The sequence below is a fragment of the Streptomyces sp. NPDC102270 genome (assembly GCF_044766405.1).
GTDB lineage: Bacteria > Actinomycetota > Actinomycetes > Streptomycetales > Streptomycetaceae > Streptomyces.
This window is the reverse complement of sequence record NZ_JBIWLX010000020.1, coordinates 183,864-205,524: the sequence shown is the minus strand read 5'-3', so window position 1 is coordinate 205,524 and position 21,661 is coordinate 183,864. Positions and strand designations below refer to the sequence as shown.

16 protein-coding genes and 1 pseudogene are annotated in these 21,661 nt (G+C 69.2%); 9 read left to right on the top strand and 8 right to left on the bottom strand.

Annotated features, from left to right (window positions below; all coding sequences use genetic code 11):
- The first annotated feature begins 58 nt into the window (after positions 1-58).
- The 4 genes and pseudogenes from ACIRP7_RS35995 (at position 59) to ACIRP7_RS35980 (ending at position 3,204) form a co-directional block, all read left to right on the top strand.
- On the top strand, positions 59-364 hold the full coding sequence (locus tag ACIRP7_RS35995; protein ID WP_403668233.1) for a 4a-hydroxytetrahydrobiopterin dehydratase: 306 nt from the start codon (positions 59-61) through the stop codon (positions 362-364).
- Positions 365-407: 43 nt separating this feature from the next.
- A pseudogene (locus tag ACIRP7_RS35990) lies at positions 408-933 on the top strand (class I SAM-dependent methyltransferase); the annotation flags it as partial.
- Positions 934-937: 4 nt separating this feature from the next.
- Positions 938-1,417 carry a WYL domain-containing protein gene (locus ACIRP7_RS35985; RefSeq protein WP_403668230.1) on the top strand — a complete coding sequence of 160 codons (480 nt, stop codon included), beginning with the start codon at positions 938-940 and terminating at the stop codon, positions 1,415-1,417.
- Positions 1,309-3,204 (top strand): rhamnogalacturonan lyase, encoded by a 1,896-nt coding sequence (locus tag ACIRP7_RS35980; RefSeq protein WP_403668227.1) that lies wholly within the window; start codon positions 1,309-1,311, stop codon positions 3,202-3,204. The genes ACIRP7_RS35985 and ACIRP7_RS35980 overlap by 109 nt, the downstream gene beginning before the upstream one ends.
- Positions 3,205-3,262: 58 nt before the next feature.
- Here the strand turns inward: ACIRP7_RS35980 and ACIRP7_RS35975 are convergent, their stop codons facing one another.
- Positions 3,263-5,926 carry a cellulose binding domain-containing protein gene (locus ACIRP7_RS35975; protein ID WP_403668224.1) on the bottom strand — a complete coding sequence of 888 codons (2,664 nt, stop codon included), beginning with the start codon at positions 5,924-5,926 and terminating at the stop codon, positions 3,263-3,265.
- A 297-nt stretch (positions 5,927-6,223) separates the two neighbouring features.
- Complete coding sequence (locus tag ACIRP7_RS35970) at positions 6,224-9,139, bottom strand: glycoside hydrolase family 48 protein (RefSeq protein WP_403668221.1); 2,916 nt, start codon at positions 9,137-9,139, stop codon at positions 6,224-6,226.
- A 252-nt stretch (positions 9,140-9,391) separates the two neighbouring features.
- Between ACIRP7_RS35970 and ACIRP7_RS35965 the strand changes: the two genes are divergently transcribed.
- Both ACIRP7_RS35965 and ACIRP7_RS35960 read left to right on the top strand, forming a co-directional pair.
- Positions 9,392-10,867, top strand: a complete 1,476-nt coding sequence (locus tag ACIRP7_RS35965) for a cellulase family glycosylhydrolase (protein ID WP_403668218.1) — start codon at positions 9,392-9,394, stop codon at positions 10,865-10,867.
- Positions 10,868-10,932: 65 nt separating this feature from the next.
- Complete coding sequence (locus ACIRP7_RS35960) at positions 10,933-12,648, top strand: glycoside hydrolase family 6 protein (RefSeq protein WP_403668215.1); 1,716 nt, start codon at positions 10,933-10,935, stop codon at positions 12,646-12,648.
- Between the two features lie 41 nt (positions 12,649-12,689).
- On the opposite strand, the gene ACIRP7_RS35955 is transcribed toward ACIRP7_RS35960, so the two are convergent.
- The gene (locus tag ACIRP7_RS35955) at positions 12,690-13,502 is read right to left on the bottom strand and encodes a phytanoyl-CoA dioxygenase family protein (RefSeq protein WP_403668213.1); all 813 of its coding nucleotides are present in this window, start codon (positions 13,500-13,502) and stop codon (positions 12,690-12,692) included.
- Positions 13,503-13,614: 112 nt separating this feature from the next.
- Here ACIRP7_RS35955 and ACIRP7_RS35950 point away from each other — a divergent pair, with 112 nt between their 5' ends.
- On the top strand, positions 13,615-14,502 hold the full coding sequence (locus ACIRP7_RS35950; RefSeq protein ID WP_403668210.1) for a class I SAM-dependent methyltransferase: 888 nt from the start codon (positions 13,615-13,617) through the stop codon (positions 14,500-14,502).
- A 232-nt stretch (positions 14,503-14,734) separates the two neighbouring features.
- Here the strand turns inward: ACIRP7_RS35950 and ACIRP7_RS35945 are convergent, their stop codons facing one another.
- Positions 14,735-15,646, bottom strand: a complete 912-nt coding sequence (locus ACIRP7_RS35945; RefSeq protein ID WP_403668207.1) for an MBL fold metallo-hydrolase — start codon at positions 15,644-15,646, stop codon at positions 14,735-14,737.
- 212 nt (positions 15,647-15,858) lie between these two features.
- Here ACIRP7_RS35945 and ACIRP7_RS35940 point away from each other — a divergent pair, with 212 nt between their 5' ends.
- Both ACIRP7_RS35940 and ACIRP7_RS35935 read left to right on the top strand, forming a co-directional pair.
- Positions 15,859-16,641: a BTAD domain-containing putative transcriptional regulator gene (locus tag ACIRP7_RS35940; protein WP_403668204.1), complete on the top strand. Its 783-nt coding sequence runs from the start codon at positions 15,859-15,861 to the stop codon at positions 16,639-16,641.
- A 63-nt stretch (positions 16,642-16,704) separates the two neighbouring features.
- Positions 16,705-17,322, top strand: coding sequence for an NADPH-dependent FMN reductase (locus ACIRP7_RS35935; protein WP_403668201.1), 618 nt, complete (start codon positions 16,705-16,707; stop codon positions 17,320-17,322).
- A gap of 66 nt (positions 17,323-17,388) precedes the next feature.
- Here the strand turns inward: ACIRP7_RS35935 and ACIRP7_RS35930 are convergent, their stop codons facing one another.
- From ACIRP7_RS35930 to ACIRP7_RS35915, 4 genes are read right to left on the bottom strand one after another with little or no spacing between them, the layout of a single operon-like run.
- Positions 17,389-19,092 carry an NAD(P)/FAD-dependent oxidoreductase gene (locus ACIRP7_RS35930; protein WP_403668198.1) on the bottom strand — a complete coding sequence of 568 codons (1,704 nt, stop codon included), beginning with the start codon at positions 19,090-19,092 and terminating at the stop codon, positions 17,389-17,391.
- A 59-nt stretch (positions 19,093-19,151) separates the two neighbouring features.
- Entirely contained in the window at positions 19,152-20,456 is a 1,305-nt protein-coding gene (locus ACIRP7_RS35925; protein WP_403668195.1) for a cation:proton antiporter, read from the bottom strand.
- A gap of 16 nt (positions 20,457-20,472) precedes the next feature.
- Entirely contained in the window at positions 20,473-21,390 is a 918-nt protein-coding gene (locus ACIRP7_RS35920; RefSeq protein WP_403668193.1) for an aromatase/cyclase, read from the bottom strand.
- A 14-nt stretch (positions 21,391-21,404) separates the two neighbouring features.
- The gene (locus tag ACIRP7_RS35915) at positions 21,405-21,659 is read right to left on the bottom strand and encodes an acyl carrier protein (RefSeq protein WP_403668190.1); all 255 of its coding nucleotides are present in this window, start codon (positions 21,657-21,659) and stop codon (positions 21,405-21,407) included.
- Between the last annotated feature and the right edge of the window lie 2 nt (positions 21,660-21,661).

The window sequence follows — 21,661 nt, the reverse complement described above, 5'->3', positions numbered from 1 at the left end:
CGGCGGTACAACTGTGGGACGCTGAGAACATCCCCGACCCCCAGGAAGGAGCGAGGCCATGCCCGTCGAACCGCTGTCGCAGAAGGAGATCGAGGACCGGCTCACGGAACTGCCGGGCTGGTCCGTCGACGACGGCCGTCTCACCCGCTCGTACCGCCTCGGCACCCACTTCGCCGCCACAGCGATGGTCGTCCACATCGCCCAGGTCCAGGAGGAGCTCGACCACCACTCCGACCTCACCCTCGGCTACAACACGGTCGCACTGTCCGTGCACACGCACAGCGCGGGCGGCGCCCTCACGGAAAAGGACTTCAAGCTCGCACAGCGGGTGGAGGCGCTCGCCGCCGGTCACGGAGCCCAGTGAGCCGGCGCGCGACCACGACAAGGAGACCGACGCCTACGACGCCGTGGCCTGCGGCACCGGGATCGTCACCCGCAGGCTCGCCGCCGCCCGGCCCGGGACCCGGGTGACGGGCGCCGACCTGACGTGCGGCATGGCCCGGACGGCCGCCATGCGGCAGCCCGGCGCGGTCGTGATCGCCGACGGCCGTGCGCTGCCGTTCGCCGACGGGGTGCTCGACGCCGTCACCGGCGTGTGACGGCTGCACCTCCTCGACCGGCCCGAGGACGTGCGGGCCGGGGTCACCGAGTGCGCCCGGGTGCTCAGGTCCGGCGGGATGTACGTCACCACCGTCGACGAGACTGCCGCCCGGCCCCGGCCCCGGACGCGGTGCCGCGCGTCGTGTCGTACGTCGCCGCCCACCTCCTGCACCCGGCCGGCCGGGCCCGCTTCCCGGGCCGCGGCCAGGGGCGCAGTCCCCGGCGCGCCGCCGACGACCTGCGCCGCGACTCGTTCACCCGGCGGCCGCCCGGCGATCCGCTCACGCAGCGGTTCGCGAGCGACTGGAGGGGCTCCCGGACCAGGAACTCCCGTGTCATGGAAGCGGAGTTCACCCGTCCCGAGGGCTTCGACCTGGCTGCCTGGTGGACGGCGTACCAGCGGGAGTTCCACGACCGGCTGCACCGGGGCGAGGCGCTCGTGCGGCTGGCGCCGGGCGTGCGGCTGCCGAGGGCGGCCCATGTCCGTACGGATCCCGCAGGTAGGACCCTCGCCCGGGTCCCCATCGAGTCCGTCGAGCACGCCCATGGCGAATTCCTGCGCCTGGGCGCCGACATCGAGGTGCTGGAACCCCCCCCGAACTGCGCGAACGGTCGCCGAACTGGCCGAAAGGTACGGCAACGCGGCTGCCCCGTGCGGCGACTGAGGGGTGGAACCCGTCCGTCCCCACAGCTTCGGAGGTTCACCCCGTGCAGCACCCGCACCCGCACCCCCACCGGCATCCTCACCCCCACCGCAGACGCCGGGTCCTCCTCTCGGCGACGACCGCCGCCGTGGCCCTCGTGGCCGCCGGTCTGACCGCACTGTCGCCCGGCACGGCCGCGGCCGCCACCGCCCGCCAGGTCGAGAAACTCGACCGGGGAGTGGTCAGCGTGCACACCAGCAGCGGGAACCTGGTCAGCTGGCGCTGGCTCGGCACCGACCCGAACGACGTGTCCTTCAACGTCTACCGCGCCGGCACGAAGGTCAACTCGACCCCCGTCACCGGCTCCACGAACTACTTCCACTCCGGCGCGCCCGCCGAGGCCGACTACACCGTCCGGGCGGTCGTCGGCGGTGTCGAGCAGGCGGACTCGGTCCACGCGGTCCAACTCCGCAGCGGCTACAAGGACGTTCCGATCAGCCCGCCGTCCGGCGGCACGACTCCGGACGGCGTCGCCTACACCTATGAGGCCAACGACGCCTCGGTGGCCGACCTCGACGGTGACGGGGCACTGGACTTCGTCCTCAAGTGGCAGCCGACCAACGCCAAGGACAACTCCCAGTCCGGCTACACCGGCAACACGATCCTCGACGGCGTCAAGCTCGACGGCACCCGGCTGTGGCGGATCGACCTGGGCCGCAACATCCGTTCCGGCGCGCACTACACGCAGTTCCAGGCGTACGACTACGACGGCGACGGCAAGGCCGAGGTCGCCATGAAGACGGCGGACGGCACGGTCGACGGGACGGGCGCGGTGATCGGCAGCTCGTCGGCCGACCACCGCAACTCCAGCGGCTATGTCCTGTCCGGCCCCGAGTACCTGACCATGTTCAACGGGCAGACCGGCAAGGCGATGCAGAGCGTCGACTACGTCCCGGCCCGGGGCACGGTGTCGTCATGGGGCGACTCGTACGGCAACCGCGTCGACCGCTTCCTCGCGGGAACGGCGTACCTGGACGGCGCCCGGCCCTCCCTGATCATGGCCCGCGGCTACTACACCCGCACCGTGATCGCCGCCTGGGACTGGCGAGACGGCGCCTTCACCCGCCGCTGGACCTTCGACACCAACTCCTCGACCAACAGCGGCAAGGGATACGACGGTCAGGGCTCGCACAGTCTGTCCGTCGGAGATGTCGACAACGACGGCAAGGACGAGATCGTCTACGGGGCGATGGCGGTCGACGACAACGGCAACGGGCTGTGGACGACGAAGACCGGGCACGGCGACGCCCAGCACCTCGGCGACCTCGACCCCTCCCACGCGGGTCTCGAGTACTTCAAGGTCTCGGAGTCGACCTCCCAGCCGGCGGAGCTCTACATCAACCCGGCGAACGGCACGGTGAACTGGAAACTGGCCGCGTGCTGCGACAACGGGCGAGGGGTCGCCGGTGACATCTGGGCCGGCAACGACGGCGCCGAGGTCTGGTCGGCCTCCGACTCCTCGATCCGCGACGAGGCCGGCGCCACGAAGGGCCGCGAGCCGTCCTCGGTGAACTTCCTGTCCTGGTGGGACGGCGACACGGTCCGCGAACTCCTCGACGGCACCCACATCGACAAATACGGCACCTCGTCCGACACCCGCCTGCTGACCGGAGCGTCGGTCCACTCCAACAACAGCACCAAGGCGACCCCGTCCCTGTCCGGCGACATCCTGGGCGACTGGCGCGAGGAGGTCGTCTGGCCCACCTCGGACAACAAGGCGCTCCGCATCTACTCCACGCCGTACGAAACGACGACGAAGATCACGACCCTCCTCCACGACACGATGTACCGCACGGCCCTGGCCTGGCAGAACACGGCCTACAACCAACCCCCGCACCCGAGCTTCTACCTCGGCAACGGGATGGCGACGGCACCGAGGCCGACGGTGTACACGCCGTGAACACCGGTGGGTGCGTGCGTCTTCGCGGAGCACGCACCCACCTGGGCCGCACGGAGCCTCAGCCCACCGTGCAGTTCTGGTCGCCCAGCTTGAACGCCGTCGGTTTTCCGTTCGTCCCCGACCAGCTCCCCGTGAAGCCGAAGCTCACGGACGAACCCGCGGCCACGTTGGCGTTCCAGCCGACGTTCTTCGCCGTGACCGTCGAGCCCGACTGGGTGGACTCGGCGTTCCAGGTCTGGGAGATCGTCTGGGCGTTGGGGAATGTCCAGCCGAGTGACCAGCCGGTCCAGGCACTGGAACCGGTGTTGCTCAGCTGGACGTCGGCCTGGAAACCGCCCGACCACTGGTTGGTGATCTTGTAGGTCACCGCGCAGGCGCCCGTCGGGGTCGGGTCCGGCGGGTCCGTCGGATCGGTGCCGCCTCCGCCGGTGTCGGACGTGTCGCCGTAGATCACACCCCGCCCGTTGGTCGAGACGTACACCCGCCCGTACACCCGCGGATCACCGGTGATCGCCGCGCCGGTCCAACCGAACTGGTGGGCGTCGTCGTTGATGCGGGTCCAGCTCGCGCCCTTGTCCGTCGAGCGGAAGATGCCACGGACCCCGCCGATCTTCGCGCTGGTGTAGAGCGTCTGGTACGACGCCCCGGCGGCCGCCTTCCCGAAGCCGATCGTGTCGGCCTGGTCGACGTTCGAGAGCTTGGTCCAGCTCGTGCCGGCGTCCGTCGAGTGCCACAGACCGTACGCCCCGTCACTCGCCCCGCCCGCCAGCCAGACGTCGCCCTTCACCCCGGGCAGCGCCTTGAAGCGCACACTGTCCCCGGCGGGCAGTCCGGTCGCCGAGGACGCCGTGAACGTCGCCCCGCCGTCCGTACTGACGTAGAACTTCCCGGACTTGAAGCCGTAGAAGGTCCGAGGGTCGACCCGGTCGGACTCGACGATCGCGCCCGCCGGAATCCCGCTCGACGCCGACCAGGAGGAACCGAAGCCGGTCGTGTACTGCACACCCGCGCCGCCCGGACTCCACACGAACCGGCTGCCGTCCGAGGCGGCGGCCACCGTCCCGCCCCCGCTCACGCCCGAAGGGTCGCTCCCCGCGAACCAGTTGGCGCCGTTGTCCGTCGAGAACGCGATGTGCGGCCCGGAGTCCAGATCGCCGACCCGCACCACCGTGTTCGGGTTCGTCTCGGCGAAGTCCAGACTCGTGGTCGTGGTGAAGTTCGGGGAGGTGAACATCATCGACGGGACCTTGGTGAGGTCCGTGTGCCGGAAGCCGCCGATGTCGCCGAGCGCGCTCAGCAGCGGGGCGCCGGAGGGCGGTGAGGCGAGGTCGTTGACCGCGGTCTCCTCCAGTCCCTGCACCATCGGCTTGATGGTGAACTGGCCGCCGGAGTCCCAGTTCGTGAGGTTCTCCGTGCCGTAGAGCGTCGCCCCCGTCCCGTACATCATCCGGTTCGAGTTGAACGGGTCGATCTCCAGCGACTCCGTCATCCACCCGAGCTTCGGCGCCTGCTCGGGCGGCGAGGGATTCGCGCCCCAGGTGAGCCACGGGGAGGAGGAGACGTCCATGGTGTAGCGGTTCGCGCGGTTGGGGTACGAGGTGTAGTCCCAGGCCCGCGTCCAGGTCGCCCCGCTGTCCGTGGAGCGGAAGATCTGGGTGTCCGGCCACCAGGAGCTGTAGGCGGTGGCCATGACCGTGCCGGGCTTCTGCCGGTCCACCGTCAGCCCGCTGAAGCCGTAGTAGGTGTCGGCCTCCGCGACCGGGCTGATGTTCGTCCAGGTGCCGGTCGCCGTCGCGTACCGCCACACCTGGCCCTTGCCGCCGTCGTACGGGCCGCCCTTGTCGCTGTAGGAGAGGTACAGATAGCCGCCTGTCGCGTCCAGGACACCCTTGTGGGCCAGGTATCCGGTCGGCTGCCCGGCGAGCCTCGTCCAGGTCGCGCCCGCGTCCGTCGACCGGTACACCGAGTTCTGGAGGTCGGCGACCCCGACGTAGACCGTCTTCGTGGCGTTCCCGGACGTCCCGGTCGACTCGTCGAAGGTCACCCAGACGACGCCCTGGTTGTCGCTGGCGTAGCCGCTGGTGTCGCTCGGATCCTGCTGGTAGTTGCCGACGTTGGGGAAGTTCGCCACCTGCGACCAGCTGACACCCGAGTCCGTGGACCGCCACAGTCCCTTGCCGCTCGGCGCCCCGAGGTACAGCACGCTGTTCTTGTTGGGGTCGACCGCGAGCCGCTCACCCATGCCCCGCCCCGGCATGTTGCCGCCCAGCTTGAAGGGCAGATCGGTCTTCTGCCAGCTCGCGCCCCGGTTCGAGGAGCGCAGCACAGCGCCGTTGCCCGGGTCCCAGCTGTTGGTGTACGTCCCGACGGCCGCGTACACCTTGTTCGGGTCCACGGCGTCGGAGGCCAGGCCGACCACGCCGGTGTGCCCCCAGTCGGTCCAGCCGACCGAGTCCAGCAGGGGCGTCCAGGTCTTCGAGGACTCCTGCCAGCGGTAGGCGCCGCCGATGTCCGTGCGGGCGTACGCCAGGTTCTTCTCCTTGCGGTTGAAGACGATGCCGGGCACGAAACCGCCGCCGTCGATCCGGGCGTTCTTCCAGGTGTACGTGTCGGCGGTGAGCGGGACCTTCGCGGTGCTGTCCGCCGCCAGTGCGGGTGGGGTGCCGGCGAGCAGCCCGGCCGCGAGCGCGAGCACGGCTGTGAGGATGCAGGTTCTTCGCACGGGGGGTCCTTTCCGGAAAGGGGGAGTGGGGGTAAGCGCTTTCCGTCTGGTGCGAGAGTTGCCGGGCGACCCCCAGTGCGGGAGGGGGCCGCCCGGCCGTTTCGGCCCCGCCGTCCGGTGGCGGAGCCTTATACGCGGAGCCTTTCAGGCGGTTCCGAGGAAACGCCGTGCACTGTGGCGCCCCTCCAGGGGCGCGGGGCTGCGTTCATTTGCGGCTCCGCCGCGCGAGCGCGACCAGCCACAACGGACCCGCAGTCAGAACACGGCGCAACCCGCGGAGCGCCCGGCGGGGGCTGGTTATTCGAGAAGCTCCGCGTACGACCCCATGGCCATGGCGATGTCCGCCTGGGCCCAGAACCGGTGGTACGTGAACGACGGCACCGCACCGCCCTTGAGGTAGGCCTCGATCTTCGACCAGGCCGGGTCGCTCTTGTAGAAGGACCGGATGGACTCGAAGGTCGACGACGAGTTGATCGCGTCACCGTTCGGCATGGTCCCGGTCCAGCCGCTCGGGACGTACACCGAGTCGTCGAACCGGTTGTAGTCCGCCCGGTTCTCCGGCACCGCGATTCCCAGGCTGTCCTGGTAGTTGTTCCACATGCCGTCCAGCAGCGACTTGGCCGTGGAGGCGGCCTGGGTGTCACCGCTGCGGTCCGCGTAGTACGTCAGGGTCTTGGCGTACGCGGCGGCCACGCCGACGTCGTTGGTGTAGTCGGCTACGGTGACGTGAAGGCCGCTGTTGGCACCGGGACTTGACGCGTTCCAGGTGTCGGGCTGGCCCGACCACTGAAGCGTCGACGGGATCTGGTACGTGCCGTCCGGGTTGATCGTCGTCTTGGACAGCGCCCACTTGACCCACTTGTCGAGGACCGCCTTGGCCTGCGCGTTCCCCGTCTGCTGGTAGTACTCGGCCACCCGCTCCATCGACCACGCCTGGAAGCCGAACCACTGGTTGGACGGCGGGTCGTGATAGACGGGCTGCTGGTCGTAGTACATGCCGTAGAAGGTCGACTTGCCGGCCGGGGGAGTCGCGTAACGGCCCGCCCAGCTGTTCGTCGCACCGCCCGCGATGGCACCCTCGTCGGACTGCAGCCAGCGGTAGAACTCCAGCTGCCGGGCGAGCGAGGTGTTCCAGTCCGACGCGCCCGTGGCCGACTTGGGCTTGAGGTCGGCGTAGGAGCTCAGCGCGTACGCGGCCATCGGGTTCTGGTAGCCACCGTGCGCGTGACTGGATCCGATGCGCCAGGCCCAGCCCGCCGAGGTGTCGGTGGCGCCCCCCCAGGCGTAGTACCAGGACAGCAGGTACATCGAGGCGTCCTTGCCGGTGCCGGCCGCGCAGGTGGACGGACCGACACAGTTGCCGATCTTCTTGAAGTACTTGTCGTACATGGCGTAGCGCAGGTAGTCGCCCATCTTCGCGGCCTTGCCCACGGTCGTGGAGACGTCGGAGCCCTTGCCCTGCTCCTTGGCCCACTTGTCGGCCCAGTACGCGGCCTGCACCGCACGCGCGTCGGCGTCCGGGGCGTTGGTGAACTTCCACTGCTTCGAGTAGGAAGAGTCACCGGTGAAGAGGTCCAAGTACCCGTTCTTACCACCGTACTTGAACTGGTCACAGGTCGGCTGCGGCACCGTCTCCCACACCGACTCCTGCGCACCGCGCTGGAAGGTGTTGATGTACGACGGTCCGGTGTCCGTCGGTCCCGCCTCGCACTTGCCCGGGGCGTTTCCGTAGCCGTAGACGTTGTCGACGTCCTGCAGCCAGTGCATGCCGTAGATGTCGTCCGTGCCGTACGCGCTCTTCAGCTCACCCGCGATCGGGTCCGAGCCGGCCGAGACCGAGGAGTCCAGCTTCGCCGGGTACTCGTTCGGGGTGTCCAGCTCGGGCGCGTAGGTCGCCGGCTTGGAGGCGTTGTAGAAGGAGTTGGTCGGCTGGTCGGCGTGCGTGGGGATCATGTACTTCTCCATGATGTCCCAGGCCCCGTTGAACTTGGACCAGTCGCCCGTCACCTTGCCGTACATGGCCTGCAGCCACAGGAGGTAGCTGTACGCCTCCGAGGTGGTCTCGTGGCCCTGGTCCGGCGCCTCGACGATCAGCGTCTCGACCGAGTGGTAGGGGATGCCCTCGGGCGAGAAGTAGCCGTTCGCCGGGTTGGTGATCTTGCCGTACAGATCCAGGAAGCGGGCGTTGTACGTGCCCGTCGCCGCGATCTGGGTGACGGTCACCGAGGCCTTGGCGTGGCCGGTCGCCGTCGACTCGAAGGTCGCCGCGCCGGTGCCGGAGGCGTTGCCGGTGATCGTCACCGTCTGCGCGGTGCTCCAGTTCGACGGGGTGAAGGTCAGCGAGGCCCCGCCGGTCACCGACAGACCCGAGTTGCCGCTCGTGCGGGCGGTCGTGACGGTCACGTTGGCCGAGGGCTGTGTCGACAGCTTCACGGTGTACGTGCCCGTCTTTCCCTGCTGGACGGCCAGTTGGGTGGCCGAGGCGACGACCGCGGGACCCGAGGCGACCGTGATGCCGACGGGCGTCGACTCCCCGGACGCGCCCAGGCTGTCGTACGCCTTCGCGAGCAGCGAATGACTGCCCACGGTCAAGCTGGAGACCGAGAGCGAGTACGGCGACGTCGTGTCGGTGCCGAGCAGTGTGGTGTTGTCGTAGAACTCCACCTTGCTGATGGTCGCGTTGTCCGCGGCGGCGGCCGTCGCGGCGAGCGGGACCGCGGTGCCCTGGGTGTAGACCGCGCCCGCGGCCGGGCTGGTCAGCACGGTGATCGGCGGCTGGTGGGCGCCGGTGCACGAGGTGCCGTTGATCGCGAAATTCGTCGGAGCCGCGTTGGCGCCGCTGTAGGTGAACTGCGCGCCGGTGGTGACCGCGGAGCCCGCGGCGATGTTCGCGTTGTACGTGGCGCTGTTGACCGTGACCGTCTGGCCGGTCTGGGACCAGGTCCCGTTCCAGCCGTTGCTCAGCTTCTGGTTGCCCGCGTAGCTGTACGTCAGGGTCCAGCCGTTGATGGCGTCCGTGCCGCGGTTGGTGATCGTCAGATCCGCGGTGAAACCGGAGCCCCAGTCATTGGTCTTGTAGTCGACGCTGCACTGAACTGCAGCTGCCTGTGCGGGAGTTGAAGCCGCACTCAGCATCGCGAACGGCAGTGCCATGGCCGCCACGACAGCGGTCCACAATCGCCGGACGGTCCGGCGTCTCCTGGTGGGGGGCATTGCTGGTTCCTCCTTGTGCGGCTCGGAGAAGTCAAGGCTTGAACCAGTGGGAGCGCTCCCATAGTGAGGACGAGTGTTCAAGGGGTCAAGGTGCTTGAAGAGTCGAAAAGATTCGACGAACGGCGCTGGGGAAAAGTCAAGTGACCCCCCTGTTCTTTGCCGTCACTTGGCGCTACCTTCCTTGGCACCAGTGGGAGCGATTCCATCAGTCGACGCGTTCGTAACGGCGCGCTGATCTGCAAGGAGTCGCTCATGCGACACCCCCCGCGTTCAGTACTTTTAGTCGTTGCCGGCGCGGTCGCCCTTATCGGGTCCGTGACGGTTCCGGTGGTCACGGCGTCCGGTGCCGCCCCTGCCTGCTCGGTGGAGTACTCCGTCACCAGCCAGTGGGACAGCGGCTTCCAGGGGTCCGTGAGGATCACCAACAACATGGCCGCCGTAAGCAGTTGGAGTCTCACGTTCGACTTCGCCGGCGGGCAGAAGCTCAGCCAGGGCTGGAATGCGAAATGGTCCCAGTCCGGTAAGGCGGTCACCGCTGCCAACGAGAGCTACAACGGCTCGCTGGTCACCGGAGCGAGCGTCAGCGCCGGATTCATCGCGTCCTGGTCCGGGAGCAACACCGTCCCGACCTCGTTCAAGCTCAACGGCACCAGCTGCAACACGGCTGCCGAGCCCTCGCCCACGCCGGACCCGACGGACCCGCCGACGGACCCGGCAGAGGGAACGCCCCCCGCTCTGCGGGTCTGGGGCAACAAGCTCGTGGGCGCGGGCGGCACCACCCGTCGGCTGCTCGGCGTGAACCGGTCCGGCGGCGAGTTCATGTGCGTCCAGGGCCGCGGAATCTTCGACGGCCCGGTCGACGACGCCTCCGTCAAGGCGATCGCCGACTGGAAGGCCAACACGGTCCGCATCCCCCTCAACGAGGAGTGCTGGCTGGGCCTGTCCAACATCGATCCGGCCTACGCCGGGGCGAACTACATCAACGCCGTCAAGGACCTGGTCGCCAAGGTCAAGGCCCACGGCATGACACCCGTGGTCGAACTGCACTGGACCTACGGGCAGTACACCGGCAACTCCGCCGACGTACACGCAAGCTGCCAGAAGCCGATGCCCGACATGCAGTACACGCCCGCCTTCTGGGCCTCGGTGGCCAACACCTTCAAGAGCGACCGGACCGTCGTCTTCGACCTGTTCAACGAGCCCTACCCGGACCGCGCCACCTCCACGACCACCCAGGCGTGGCAGTGCTGGCGGGACGGCGGCACCTGCCCGGGCATCGGGTACGAGGTCGCCGGTATGCAGGATCTCGTCGACAGCGTCCGGGGCACCGGCGCGACGAACGTGATCCTGGCCGGCGGCATCGCCTACTCGAACGACCTCAGCCAGTGGCTGACGTACAAACCGACCGACCCGGCGGGCAATCTCACCGCCGCCTGGCACGTGTACAACTTCAACACCTGCTCCACCGAGAGCTGTTGGAACTCCACGCTCGCCCCGGTGGCCGCTCAAGTCCCCCTTGTGGCGGGGGAGATCGGCGAGAACACCTGCGCGCACGGCTTCATCGACCAGGTCATGAAGTGGTTCGACAGCCATGGCCTGTCGTACCTCGGCTGGACCTGGAACACCTGGGACTGCTCCACCGGACCGTCCCTGATCGGCAGCTACGACGGCACACCCACAGCGTTCGGCACCGGGCTGCGTGACCATCTGCGTGCCCTGAACGGATAGCACCCGCTCAACGCACAGCACCGCTCAACGGACAACACCCGCGAACGAGAAGGAAACCCGCACTCATGAGTCGTACGAGAACAGCGCTCCTCGCTGCCCTGGCGCTCGTCGCCGGGGCCTCCGGGACCGCGCTAGCCGTGGCCCCCGGGGACGTGGGCCTCGCCGCCGTCCCCTGCACCGTGGACTACAAGGTGCAGAACCAGTGGGACACCGGCTTCACCGCGGCCGTCACGATCACCAACAACAGCGCCGCCAAGACGAGTTGGTCGCTGAAATGGTCGTACGCCGGAAACCAGAAGGTCACCAGCGGCTGGAACGCCAAGATCAGCCAGAGCGGGACGGCCGTCACCGCGGCCAACGAGAGCTACAACGGCACGCTCGGCACCGGCGGTTCGGCCAGCTTCGGCTTCCAGGGCACCTACAGCGGCACCAACGCCGTACCGACCACCTTCACCCTCGACGGAGTGACCTGCAACGTCGACGGCGGCGGCCCCACCGATCCGGGCCCGACCGACCCCGGTACCCCCGGCACCCGGGTCGACAACCCGTATGCGGGCGCCAAGGTGTACGTGAACCCCGAGTGGGCCGCCAACGCCGCCGCAGAGCCGGGCGGCAGCCGCATCGCCAACCAGCCCACCGGCGTGTGGCTGGACCGGATCGCCGCGATCAACGGCGCCGGCGGCAAGATGGGCCTGCGCGCCCACCTCGACGAGGCACTGAAGCAGAAGGGCTCGGGAGAGCTCGTCGTCCAGCTGGTCATCTACGACCTGCCCGGACGCGACTGCTCAGCACTCGCCTCCAACGGCGAACTGGGCCCCACGGAGATCGACAAGTACAAGACGCAGTACATCGACCCGATCGCAGCGATCCTCGCCGACCCCAAGTACGCCTCGCTGCGGATCGTCAACACGGTCGAGCTCGACTCGCTGCCGAACCTCGTCACCAACGTCACGCCGCGGGCCACGGCCACCGCGAACTGCGACACGATGAAGGCCAACGGCAACTACACCAAGGGCGTCGGCTACGCGCTCAACAAGCTCGGTGACGCCCCCAACGTCTACAACTACGTGGACGCCGGGCACCACGGCTGGCTCGGCTGGGACGACAACTTCTCCGCGACCGTCCAGACGATCAAGCAGGCGGCCACCGCCGAGGGCGCCACGCTCAACGACGTGCAGGGCTTCATCACCAACACCGCCAACTACAGCGCGCTGAAGGAGCCGAACTTCACCATCAACGACTCCGTGAACGGCAAGTCCGTGCGCGAGTCAAAGTGGGTCGACTGGAACCGGTACGTCGACGAGCTCTCCTACGCGCAGGCGTTCCGGCAGGAGGCCGTGAACCAGGGCTTCCCCTCGGGCGTCGGCATGCTGATCGACACCTCCCGCAACGGCTGGGGCGGCACCGCCCGGCCCAACGGCCCCGGCGCCATGACGGACGTGGACACCTACGTCAACGGCGGCAAGCTCGACAGGCGTATCCACGTCGGCAACTGGTGCAACCAGGCGGGTGCCGGCCTCGGTGAGCGGCCGAAGGCCAGCCCGGCCGCCGGGATCGACGCCTACGTGTGGATCAAGCCTCCGGGTGAGTCCGACGGGTCCAGCTCCGCGATCGCGAACGACGAGGGCAAGGGCTTCGACCGGATGTGCGACCCGACGTACACCGGCAACCCGCGCAACAACAACAACATGTCCGGCGCGCTGCCGAACGCCCCGCTGTCGGGACACTGGTTCTCGGCGCAGTTCCAGGAGCTCATGAAGAACGCGTACCCGGCGCTGTAGATCTGCCGAGTGCGCGACGCGACACCCCCGCCGGGGTCTGGTCAGCTCTCCTTGGCCAGACCCCGGCGGATCGCGAACTCCACCGCCGAGTAGTCGCCGTCCGGGCGGTCCAGCTCGTACGGCTCGGCCGGCAGCAGAGGCGGCTGGGCCATGAAGCGGGGGCGCGTGCCGTGGTGGGGCTGGGCCGCGTGGACCAGGAAGGGGTGGCAGAGGTAGACGTCGCCCGGGCTGCCGGTGGCGTGGGCGAGCGGGCGGTGGGCGGAGGCCTCGTCCACCTTCGGGCCCAACTCCAGGAAGGACGCGCCCTGTTCGCCGTACGGCTCCAGGACCGGCGGTACGTCGAGATGGGAGCCCACCCGGATGCGGGTCGGGGCGTCGGTCTCGGTGACCTCACTGAACAGGAACAGCATCAGCAGGGCACGGTCCCTGGAGCGCAGGTTGGTGTGGTACGTCCCGGCCGGTGCGCCCTCGGGGAGGTAGCTTCCCTCGATGTGCCAGCCCGCGTCGTCCGGTTCCTCCGTATGCGGAAACCGCAACGGGAAAGTGCCCAGTGAGTAGCGGGGCTGCCAGCGGTTCTCGCCCACCAGCAGGTCGAACGCCTCGTGCAGGACCGGCGAGTTGGCGGCGGCAGCGAACGGGCCCTGTGCCATCCCGGGCACCCACACCACCGGGACCTTCCAGGAGGCCGGGTCCTCGCGATCGTAGCCCGTCTCCCGCCACAGCAGCGACGCACAGTGCTGGGCGACGCGGGGCGGGAAGGCGCCCTCGATCCTCACGAATCCGTCTTCGAGGAAGCGCTCCACCAGTTCGTCGTCCATGGGGTCATCGTGGGGGACCGGCCGGGGTGCGCGCATCCCCTTTTCTTTGCGTCCGCTTTGCCGTGTTTTTTGCCGTCGCGGCAACAACACTGGCGTCTTCGCGGTGCGTCGGCACACGCTGGCCGCATCCCGAGGAGAGGCTGACACCATGGCGCACGATCACGGCACCCACGGTCACCATCACCACGAGCACACCGACATCGACTGGTCCAGGATGGCCCAGCACCTGGAGACCCAGGCGGAGCTGTTCACGCCGCTGTACGAGCGGGCCCTGGCGTGGCTCGGGCACAAGCAGACCGAGCCGGGGCTGATCGTCGACGCGGGCAGTGGGCCCGGGGTGCTGTCCTGTCTGCTCGCCGAGGCGTTTCCGGGGGCCCGGATGGTCGCCGTGGACGGGGCCGAGCCGCTGCTGGAGCGGGCGCGGGCCCGGGCCGAGCGGCTCGGTGTCGCCGACCGCTTCGGCACCCTCGCCGGTGAACTGCCCGGAGTCCTCGACGAGTTGGACTATCCCGTCGACCTGCTCTGGGCCAGCCGGAGCCTGCACCACCTGGGGGACCAGCGGGCCGGGATCGCCGCGTTCGCCTCGCGGCTGGCCCGGGGCGGCACGCTGGCGTTGCTGGAGGGCGGGCTGCCGGCGCGCTTTCTGCCCCGGGACATCGGGATCGGACGGTCCGGCCTGCAGGCGCGGCTCGACGCACTGGAGGAGGAGTGGTTCGCGCAGATGCGGTCGGATCTGCCCGACGCCGTCTCCGAGGTCGAGGACTGGCCCGCGCTGATGGCCTCCGCGGGGCTGCGGCACACCGGTACCCGCAGCTTCATGCTGGATCTTCCGGCGCCGACGACGGATCGGGCCCGTGCGTACATCGCCGCGTCGCTGGGGCGGCTGCGGGAGGTGTTCGGGGAGCACCTGGAATCCGGTGACCGGGACACTCTCGACCGGCTGCTCGATCCCGAGGACGCGGCGAGTGTGCACCGGCGTACGGATGTGTTCGTGCTGGCGGTGCACACCGTGCACACCGCTGTGCGGACCGGTTGAGGTCGCCCAGGGCGCGGGTGTACTCGGTGATCAGTGCCCCCTGTACGTGTCGGACACGGTGGGCGCGAAGGACTCGGCCAGTACCTGTGGCTTGACGTCCTCCTGTGGTGTTCGGTCCAGAGGCTGCCCCGCCGGATCCCCCCGGGCCAGGTCGCGCAGCCGTCGCACCGAGCCCGGGTCGGCCAGTGACCACACCCGGTGGCGGGACGGCAGGTGGAGGACGCCGTCGACGTCAGGCGTGGCACTCCGGAAGGCCGCCGTGCAGGTCCACCATGTCGGCGAAGAGCATGTCGACCTCGGCCGGAGGCTGTCGGCTGCCGCCGCGCAACTCCTCGTAGGCGCGGTGCAGGTTGGGGGCGAGCCGCTCGCTGTCGAGGAGTCCGGGGAACGCCCCCCGGTCGGCCTTCCTGGCGGCCTCCAGCGGGGTCAGGCCCATGGCGGCGCCGGTCCGGGCGAGCTCGGTCAGCCAGTCCAGATAGCGTTCCGTCGCATCCAGCAGCTCCGGGCCGCCGACCGGGCCGTGGCCGGGTACGACGGTCAGCGGGTCCAGCTTGCGCAGCGCGGTCACGGCGGCCCGCAGCCCGCGTACCGACCCGGTGAGGACGAACGGCGTCACGCCCGACATGATCAGGTCGCCGGTGAACAGCACCCGCTCGCCCGGCAGCCAGACGACCGTGTCCCGCCCGCTGTGAGCGGGCCCGAACGAGTGCAGTTCGGCCACATGGGAACCCAGCTGCAGCGTCATCGGTCCGGTGAACGTCAGCTGCGGCAGCACCAGTTCGACGCCACCCCAGTCGACGTCCGGCCACAGGCCGGTCAGATGCAGACCGACGCGTGCGGCCTCCCTGCGGGTGCCCTCGTGCGCGAGCACCAGCGCCTCGGGGAAGACGAAGTTTCCGAAGGTGTGGTCGCCGTGCGCGTGGGTGTTGACGATCAGCCTCGGCGGCGCACCTGCGGCCTTGACGGCGAGTTCCCGCAGGAGGCCGGCCCGCGCCCGGGTGGCTGCCGTGTCGATGAGCACGGGTCCGTACGCGGAGACGATCAGGCCCGCGTTGTTCAGGCACCAGCCTCCGTCGGGCTGCAGAAACGCGTGAACCCCGTCGCCTATCTCTTCCATTCCCGGTTCGCCGGTGAAAGTGCGCATGCCGCGACCCAAGCAGTCCCCGCTCGACTATCGCTCAAAAGCGTTCGCGTAAAAGCAAAGGTTTACTCAAAAGAACAGGGAGGTATTCATTCCGCTTATGTCGCTGGCCTTACCCGACACGTGTGGACGCCTCTGACTTCGGGTTTCCAAAATGGCGGAACGTCGGGTAGCGTCCGAGGCTGAGTGGGCAGTACACAACGGGGAGATCAGAGATGATCGGCGATCACATAAGGATCAGCCTGCTGGGACCGCTCGAAATCAATCACAATCCCAGACGAGAGAATGCCGGATCGTTACAGGTAACGGCGATCAAGCTGCGACAGGTGCTGTCGATGCTCGCCGTGAACGCGGACACGGTGGTCAGCACCGAGCAGCTCATCGACGAGCTGTGGCCCTATGGGCCGCCGCGAACAGTCAAGACCATCGTGCAGACCTACGTCTATCAACTGCGCAAACTCTTCAGCAGCGGCCTTCCCGCCTCGCCGGACGAGTCTCTGCTGGTCACCCGGCCTGGCGGCTACCTCCTGGCCGTCCCTCGGCAGAACGTGGACACCTTTGAGTTCCAGCGCCTGGTCGAGGCCGGCCGCAGCGCCCTGACGGCAGGGCAGGGCGACTGCGCGGCCCGGCATCTGCGGGAGGCCCTGTCGCTGTGGCGTGGCCCGCTGCCGACGGACATCGTTCAGGGGCCCTTCCTGCACGGCCTGGCCGCGCTTCTGGAGGAGCAGCGGCTGGAGGCGGTTTCACTGCGCATCGAAGCCGATTTGGCGAACAACCGGCATCGGGAAATCGTGGGCGAGCTGCGTTCCCTGGTGGCCACGCACCAACTGCATGAGTCGTTTCATGTCCGGCTCATGCAGGCACTGCACCGGTGCGGGCGGCGCGGTGAGGCGCTCACGGCATACCACCAGCTTCGCCGGATACTCGACGACGAACTGGGGCTGGAGCCCTCGCCCGAGGCGAAGAGGCTGCATCACGAGATACTTGCCAGCCATTGATGCAATTCTCAACAACCGTCTCGAGCGGCTTTTGAGACGCCGCCGCGACAATGGATATGCACCATGTCCGCTGTTCCACTGACGGCACGGGATGAGATGATGGCGAAGGAACTCCGTTTGGCGATGCTGGTGGCCTGCTCGTCGTCGAGCGGCACGGGGGCCATGATCGCGGACTGGCTCCACGAGACCGCATCCGATCTGAGCAGCTTCGACGTGGACCGACTGGATCTCGCGGAGTGGCAGCTGCCGCCCGTCCCGACGCTGGCTCCCGCGCCGGCCGTCGAGGAGAGCGCTCGCCGGTTGGGAGGGCGGCTCGAGGACGCGGATGCCTACGTCGTCGTCACGCCGGAGTACAACCACAGCTTCCCGGCCCAGTTGAAGATCGTCATCGACTGGAACCATAAGCAGTGGCAGGCGAAGCCGGTGACGTTCGTGTCCTACGGCGGGCGTTCCGGCGGCATCCGTGCCGCCGAGCAGTTGCGCCAGGTGTTCGCGGAGCTCCACGCCGTCTCTCTGCGTGACGGGATGAGTTTCCACGGCCCGCGGGACCGGTTCGGCGCCGACGGGCGCCCGGAGGACGTGGCGGGTGCGCGTACCGCGGCCAAGGTGATGCTGAACCAGCTGTCGTGGTGGGCGCGGGCCCTCGCGGACGCCCGGCGGAAGACGCCGTACACCGCGTGACACCGGCACAACGGCAGGCGCCCCGGGGAGCCCCGGGGCGCCTGCCGTTTCGGCCGCCCGGTTCGCTCAGGCCGCGTCCGTCAGCAGCGGGTCCGCGAACAGGCCGCGCAGGCCCTCGGCGATCTCGTCGGCCTGGGCGAGGGTCAGCAGGACCTCGCCGTCGAACAGTCCGTCGGCCCGCCAGTCGCCCGGGTTCAGGCCGATGGCATAGGGGTTGACGGGGACGTCGGGAGCCGGGTGCTCGGCCAGGTTGCGGGCGGCCCGGTGGAAGAGCCCCACGGCCATCGCCTCGGCCACCTCGACATTGCGCGCGACGGCCGCCCTCAGCTCCTCGTCGCTGTGCTCGACGACGAGTTCCGTCGCGCTGTCACGGACCGCCTTGGCCACGGCGTGGGCCGGCGCCGGGCCCGGCGCCGCGCCCCGCTCCAGCCGGTTCCAGTCCCTGAACAACTGCTGCACCCGCTCGTTGAGCAGGTAGAGCTTGTCGATGTCGGCGCGCACACTCCGCAGGAACGCGTACTCGAACCGGTTCTGGACGAACAGCAGGACGACACCGAAGTGGTTCAGTGCCCTGTCCCAGCTCAGCTTCGGCACCATCACCACCGGGTTGCCGAAGGAGGGGTAGTGGTCCTCCACCTTCGACAGCACGAACGCGAAGGTCTTCAGGTGGAAGTCGTTGTAGAACTCCAGCGGCTCGGTGACGTCCTGCCCGTCGAGATCGCGCACGACCAGGTCGGTGGTGGCGGTGTTGCCGTAGGCGATCATGTCGGAGCCGGGGGAGTAGAACGCGTCCGCGAACGCGCCCGCCTCGCCGACCAGGGCCCACCGGTCCGGCGAGTACACGCGCTGCACCCCGAAGGCGAAGTCGCGTACGGTGAGGAAGTCCGCGACGTCCCCGGTCCGCCCGGCCATCGCCCGGGCCAACTGCGGTTCGTGGCGGTGCAGCCAGTCCAGGACGCGGTCGAAGTCGCTGATCTCCTCGTACGGATGCAGTCGCGGGTCGGTGCAGATCCCGACGCTTACGTGGTCCGAGCCGAGCGGAATCAGCCAGACCCAGTAGCCGTCCCCCATCAGGTGGTTCGTGCTGAACTGCCGTATCCCCGTCCGGCGCATCCGACTCAGCCACTCGGGGTTGTCCGCGCCCCACTGCTCCAGATCGATGCCGCCGGCGAGCCGGAACCACGACGCGTCGATGGTGTGGGCGACCTCCCGGCCGATGCCGAGGTGTCGTTTGATCACCCCGGCGCGGCCGGCCGCGTCCACCAGCCACCGGCTTCGCAGGGTGCGTTCGGCGCCGTCCTGGGCGAAGGAGACCTCGTGCCCCGTCTCCGGTCGCAACGTCACACCGCTCACATCGCAGCCCTGGCGCAGGTCGACGCCGAGGTCGATCGCGGTCCGGGTCAGCTCGTTCTCGAAACGGCCGCGGTCGATCTGGTAGTTGACGTGGACCGGGAAGTCGAGCGACCCCAGCTCGATGCGGCGGGTCAGGTCGCTGTTGTCGCCGGCCGGCTGGAAGAACCGGAGCCCGTTCTTCTGCAGGTGAAACTTGTCCAGGTGCTCCTTCATGCCGACGATCTCGGCGAAGTAGTGCGCGCCCGTGGGGACGGTCGACTCGCCGACCTTGAACGCCGCCTCCGGCGCCAGTCCCCTGCGCTTGTCGAGCACGACGACATCGGTCTGCGGCCGCGCGTTCTTCAGCTGGATCGCGAGCGTGAGGCCCGCTAGGCCCCCGCCCAGGACCACGACGTCGCAGCTGGGTCGGTCGAGCATCTTTCCTCCCGGTGAACTTGCGATGAAAGGTGAAGCCGTCGCGCCTGCGCGTGGGGCGCTCACTCGGCCTTGGCGGCTTCGGTGAGGTGCGGTCGCGCGTTGGTCCGCGGCCGTGTCCACAAGGTCTCCGGCGGGCGGTACCGGATGATCAGGCCCGCGGCCGCCGTGGTCCCCAGAGCCATCAGCACCATGATCGTGTACATGCGGTCGTCGAGTACGCCCATGCTCACACCCACGTTGAGGACGATCAGCTCGGTCAGCCCCCGCATGTTCATCAGCACCCCGAGCCGGCCGGCGTCCCGCCAGTCCAGACCGTTGAGCCGGCCGGGCACGCTCGCCCCGAGGACCTTCCCGGTGCAGGCGACGGCGGTGACCGCGACCGCCTCCGCCAGGTCGCCGCCGCTCAGCGAGCGGATGTTCACCGAGAGCCCGACCTGGATGAAGAACACCGGAAGCAGCAGCAGACTCACGTGCTCCAGCGGCACCCGCACCTGCCTGACCAGCAGCTCCCGGGGCTCACGCGGCATCAGGCAACCGAAGACGAAGGCGCCGAAGACGGCGTGCACACCTATCCACGAGGTCGCGGCGGCCGACAGGAAGACCCCGGCGCACACCGGGGCGAGCAGCGACGCCCGCCCGCCCCCACGACCCCACCGCCCGATGGCCGCGTTCAGCACGGGACGCACCAGCAGCGCCGACACGAGGGCGTACCCGACCAGTTGGCATCCCATCCGCAGCAGCCCTCCGGCCCCGGTCACCTGCACCACCGCGACCACCACGGCGAGCAGCACCCAGGCCACGGCGTCGCAGGCCGCCGCGCTCGCCAGGGCGATCTCACCGACGCGGGTGCCGCTCATCCTGGTGTCGGCCAGGAAGCGGGCCAGCACCGGGAAGGCGGTGATGGAGATCGCCGTCCCGATGTAGAGGACGAAGGCGACCCGTCCCACGGCGTGCCCGCCGACCTGGTCGTGCCGGCCGTACAGCGCGAACGCCAGCGCGGCCCCACCCAGGAACGGCACCGCCATGGAGGACAGGGCCACCGACGTGACCGTCGTCCGCAGCCGGCCGCGCAGCACGTCCTGGTCGAACTCCCAGCCGATCAGGAACATGAACAGCAGGATGCCCAGCTGCGCCACCACGCTCAGGAACGGCCGCCCCTGCTCGGGAAAGAGCCGAGTGCTCAGGTGTCCCGGCAGCAGCCCCAGCACGCTGGGTCCGAGAACGACCCCGGCCAGCAACTCCGCCACCACCGGCGGCTGCCGCACCCACCTGGCGACGCGCAACAGCAGACAACCGACCAGGAGGATGCCCGCGATGTCCGCGATGACGACGGTCGTCGTCCAGTCCAGCTGATGAGCACTCACGTGCCCCCCTTTGTCTTCAGTGGAGGGTCCCGCCGATGAACGCGCCTGCGTGGGCCAGGGTCGCCCGCCCGTTTCCGCCGAGCGCCGCACGCAGGTGTTCTCGGGCCCGGGCCACGGTGCAGTCGGCGCCGAGCACGGCACGGGCGGCCCGATGGTCGATGGCGACGGTGTGCGTGGCCGTGACCTCGACGCCGCGCTCGACGGGGGTGAACGTCCAGCGGCCTCTGTGGCCGAGCAGCGTGCGGGGCGGCAGGAGCTGCTTGTAGGCGATCCAGGACGGTGCCGAGCAGACCCGGACCGAGCGGGTGGTGTGCGCCGTACCGTCCGCGGTCACGGTGTCCATCTCCATGTGCTGGATCCCGGACGCGTCCTCCGACAGGTCGACGCGGGCCACGTGCGGGAGCCGCTCGGGCCACAGGTCGCTGCGGCGGACGAACTCGTAGACGTCCTTGGGGTGGGCGTCCAGTACGACCGTGTCGGAGAAGGTGTCGATCACCTCGTCCAGAGGGTGGCCGAGCTCGGTGATCCGCCCCAGGGCCGCCAGCTCCTCCTTGCTGTTGCGGTCCACCGCGGCACGGATGCCGGCCGCGGCCCCCTCGCCGTCCACCGAGAACGTGTGCTCCAGACGCACCTCGGTCCGTCCGTCCCGCAGTGGGTGGAACGACCACGTTCCCGCCATGGCGGTGACCGGGGGATGCGTGCGTTCCTGGCGGAAGACGATCCGCCGGGCGGCCGGGTCGAACTCCCGCCGGGAGACCCAGGTGTGCACGTCGCCCCCGACCAGCGCCCACAGCTGGAACCGTTCCTCGCCCTCGGTCCGGTGGAGGTGCCGGACGTGCACGGCGGGGCCGAACACCACCGGCCACGACGTGACGTCGGCGACCACCCGGTAGACGTTCTCCGCGGGCGCCGCCACCAGACGGCTGTGCGTCATAGAGATCTGCATGGTTAGGCCGCGATCCGCTCGTTGACCAGCTCGAGCAGGTCCGCAGGGGTGCGGACCTCGGTGATCAGCTCGTCCGGGATGACCACGCCGTGGTCCAGCTTGAGCCTGGTCGCCGTCTCGATCAGGGCCAGCGAGTCGTATCCGAGGTCGTCGAAGCTGACGTCGGAGATGTCCCCGTGCAAAGCTTCCGCGTCCTCGCCGCCCGCACAGGCGATCAGGATGCCGCGCAGCTCGTCGACGCTCATCTGCTTGTTCATGG

Coding starts and splice junctions, on each gene's coding strand:
- ACIRP7_RS35995 (WP_403668233.1), top strand. CDS start 59: ATGCCCGTCGAACCGCTGTCGCAGAAGGAGATCGAGGACCGGCTCACG.
- ACIRP7_RS35985 (WP_403668230.1), top strand. CDS start 938: ATGGAAGCGGAGTTCACCCGTCCCGAGGGCTTCGACCTGGCTGCCTGG.
- ACIRP7_RS35970 (WP_403668221.1), bottom strand. CDS start 9,139: ATGCCCCCCACCAGGAGACGCCGGACCGTCCGGCGATTGTGGACCGCT.
- ACIRP7_RS35965 (WP_403668218.1), top strand. CDS start 9,392: ATGCGACACCCCCCGCGTTCAGTACTTTTAGTCGTTGCCGGCGCGGTC.
- ACIRP7_RS35960 (WP_403668215.1), top strand. CDS start 10,933: ATGAGTCGTACGAGAACAGCGCTCCTCGCTGCCCTGGCGCTCGTCGCC.
- ACIRP7_RS35955 (WP_403668213.1), bottom strand. CDS start 13,502: ATGCGCGCACCCCGGCCGGTCCCCCACGATGACCCCATGGACGACGAA.
- ACIRP7_RS35950 (WP_403668210.1), top strand. CDS start 13,615: ATGGCGCACGATCACGGCACCCACGGTCACCATCACCACGAGCACACC.
- ACIRP7_RS35945 (WP_403668207.1), bottom strand. CDS start 15,646: ATGCGCACTTTCACCGGCGAACCGGGAATGGAAGAGATAGGCGACGGG.
- ACIRP7_RS35940 (WP_403668204.1), top strand. CDS start 15,859: ATGATCGGCGATCACATAAGGATCAGCCTGCTGGGACCGCTCGAAATC.
- ACIRP7_RS35935 (WP_403668201.1), top strand. CDS start 16,705: ATGTCCGCTGTTCCACTGACGGCACGGGATGAGATGATGGCGAAGGAA.
- ACIRP7_RS35930 (WP_403668198.1), bottom strand. CDS start 19,092: ATGCTCGACCGACCCAGCTGCGACGTCGTGGTCCTGGGCGGGGGCCTA.
- ACIRP7_RS35920 (WP_403668193.1), bottom strand. CDS start 21,390: ATGACGCACAGCCGTCTGGTGGCGGCGCCCGCGGAGAACGTCTACCGG.
- ACIRP7_RS35915 (WP_403668190.1), bottom strand. CDS start 21,659: ATGAACAAGCAGATGAGCGTCGACGAGCTGCGCGGCATCCTGATCGCC.